The organism is Photorhabdus sp. P32 (assembly GCF_038085095.1).
Classification (GTDB): Bacteria; Pseudomonadota; Gammaproteobacteria; order Enterobacterales; family Enterobacteriaceae; genus Photorhabdus; species Photorhabdus luminescens.
Genome location: NZ_JAZGJN010000067.1, coordinates 1 through 766, shown reverse-complemented (window position 1 = coordinate 766; position 766 = coordinate 1). Strand labels below are relative to the sequence as shown.

General features: G+C 59.3%; 1 pseudogene. It reads left to right on the top strand.

Features of this window, described 5'->3' with window-relative positions:
- Positions 1-766 (top strand): annotated as a pseudogene (locus V2H77_RS00250) (type IV secretion protein Rhs); the annotation flags it as partial.

Sequence of the window (766 nt, the reverse complement as noted above, 5' to 3'; positions counted from 1 at the left end):
CAGCGCTGGCTGCTGACGGAACTCCGGGATGTGTATGACAACCGGCTGCGCTTTATTTATAACGAACACCATCAGCTGACGCAGGTTATCCACAGCGACGGACCGGTACTGACGCTGCGTTACAACCTGAACGGGCAACTGACAGCGATTCTCCGCACCGATGAAGGGTTACAGGAAGTGATGGCCCGTTATCACTACCACGATGATGGCCGGCTGGCGGAAGCAGACAGCACCCAGCATTTCCACCTGTACTATGAATATAACGCACAGGGCCTGATAAGCCGCTGGTCTGACGGCGACCAGACCTGGGTGGATTACCGCTACGACAGTGAAGGACGCTGTACTGACAGCATCGGCGCCGGCGGCTTCTATCCGGTCCGCCTGGACTATGCGCCCGGCATGACCCGTTCCACCACCCCGCAGGGGCATACCACCGCCTGGCATTACAACGACCAGCAGTTAATAACAGAAATCCACACCCCGTGCGGCAGTGTGACCCGCTATGAATATGACCGCTGGGGCAATCTGGTCAGACAGATATTACCTATGGGGGAAACCCTGACGCTGACCTGGCTGGCAGATACCGGCCGGGTCACCTCACTGACCGACGCCGCCGGCGCCGTGTGGCAATACAGCTATGATGCTGACAGCCTGCAACTGACCGGCATGACCGACCCGCTGCAACGCACCTGGCTGCCTTTATATGATGAGCAGGGCCAGCCCGCCGGATTTATTGCGCCGGACGGCCGGAAAACCACGCTGACCC